The sequence below is a fragment of the Streptomyces sp. NPDC057638 genome (genome assembly GCF_042800315.1).
Taxonomy (GTDB): Bacteria; Actinomycetota; Actinomycetes; order Streptomycetales; family Streptomycetaceae; genus Streptomyces.
In genome coordinates this window covers 1-1,649 of sequence record NZ_JBHVHF010000589.1, presented here as the reverse complement: position 1 = coordinate 1,649, position 1,649 = coordinate 1, and the positions used below count along the sequence as shown (strand labels likewise).

General features: G+C 71.1%; 2 protein-coding genes. One reads left to right on the top strand and one right to left on the bottom strand.

The annotated features are described in order from the left end of the window. Positions 1-189 precede the first annotated feature (189 nt). Positions 190-396, bottom strand: coding sequence for a hypothetical protein (locus ACFVIM_RS35035; protein WP_384310396.1), 207 nt, complete (start codon positions 394-396; stop codon positions 190-192). 129 nt (positions 397-525) lie between these two features. Between ACFVIM_RS35035 and ACFVIM_RS35030 the strand changes: the two genes are divergently transcribed. Then, positions 526-1,500 carry a carbohydrate kinase family protein gene (locus tag ACFVIM_RS35030; protein WP_384310393.1) on the top strand — a complete coding sequence of 325 codons (975 nt, stop codon included), beginning with the start codon at positions 526-528 and terminating at the stop codon, positions 1,498-1,500. Positions 1,501-1,649: the final 149 nt, after the last annotated feature.

The window sequence follows — 1,649 nt, the reverse complement described above, 5'->3', positions numbered from 1 at the left end:
TTGGGTCTGGGGGGCTCGTTTTTGTTTATACGCCCCCCCCGGGCGGGGTGGGTGGCGGGGCGGGCGGGGGGGCGCGGGGGGCCCCCGCGCGCCCGTCGAGTTCCGGCCAGATGTTCCGGCTGGATGTTCCGGTCGGATGTCCCGGTCGGATGTTCCGGTCGGATGGAGGAAGGCGAGAGGCGCGGAGGGTCAGCCTCCGTACTCCGGCATCCGGTCGATCAGACGCGCGGAGGCCGGCGGCACCACCACCCGGTGGATCAGGGACGGCGACACCGGAGCGGGGGCGACGGCCGCCGGGGCGACCCAGCGGTCGGCCATCCGCGCGCAGTCGCCGCGGAGCTGTTCCAGAGTGGGTTCGAGATCGCTGGACGCCCGGTGGGCGCGGGGCTCGGCCATATACGCACCGTACGTACGGTCCGCCGTTAAGGAAAGACCTACTATTGGGTGGTTTACCCGAACGGTCTGGCGGACCTCGACCGGGTAGCGTAAAGCGTCAACGCAGCCTCCCCTCAGGAGCACACACCCGTGCGAATCGCAGTCACCGGTTCCATCGCGACCGATCACCTCATGACGTTCCCTGGTCGTTTCGCCGACCAGCTTGTCGCGGACCAGTTGCACACGGTCTCCCTGTCCTTCCTGGTCGACAGCCTCCATGTGCGCCGGGGCGGTGTCGGAGCGAACATCTGCTTCGGCATGGGCCAGCTCGGCACCGGGCCGATCCTCGTGGGCGCCGCGGGCTCGGACTTCGACGAGTACCGCGCCTGGCTCGACCGCCACGGCGTCGACACGGCGTCCGTCCGCATCTCCGAGGTGCTGCACACCGCGCGCTTCGTCTGCACCACCGACGCCGACCACAACCAGATCGGCTCCTTCTACACCGGCGCCATGAGCGAGGCCCGGCTCATCGAGCTCAAGGCCGTCGCCGACCGCGTCGGCGGCCTCGACCTCGTCCTCATCGGCGCCGACGACCCCGAGGCGATGCTGCGCCACACCGAGGAGTGCCGCTCCCGCGAGATCCCCTTCGCCGCCGACTTCTCCCAGCAGATCGCCCGGATGAACGGCGACGAGATCCGGGTCCTCCTCGACGGTGCCACCTACCTCTTCTCCAACGAGTACGAGAAGGGGCTGATCGAATCCAAGACCGGCTGGAGCGACGAGGAGATCCTCGCCCGGGTCGGACACCGGGTGACCACCCTCGGCGCCCGGGGTGTCCGGATCGAGCGGGTCGGCGAGCCGGTGATCGAGGTCGGCTGCGCCGAGGAGGAGGCCAAGACCGACCCGACCGGGGTCGGCGACGCCTTCCGCGCCGGATTCCTCTCCGGGCTGGGCTGGGGCGTGGGCCTTGAGCGTGCGGCGCAGGTCGGGTGCATGCTGGCGACGCTGGTGATCGAGACGCTGGGGACGCAGGAGTACACGCTGCGGCGGGCGCACTTCGTGGAGCGCTTCACCAAGGCGTACGGCGACGAAGCCGCCGCCGACATCCTGCCCCATCTCCCGTAGCCCCGGCGGCCCCGGGACCCGCCCGTCCGGGCAGGCGGGTCCCACACCCCCGTGCGGGCGGGCTCCCACCCGTGCGGGCACGGGTTCCGCCCGTTGTGGGCAGTCGTTCCGCTGGGCGATGGGGGCACCTCCCAGGCGCAGGCCTGCGC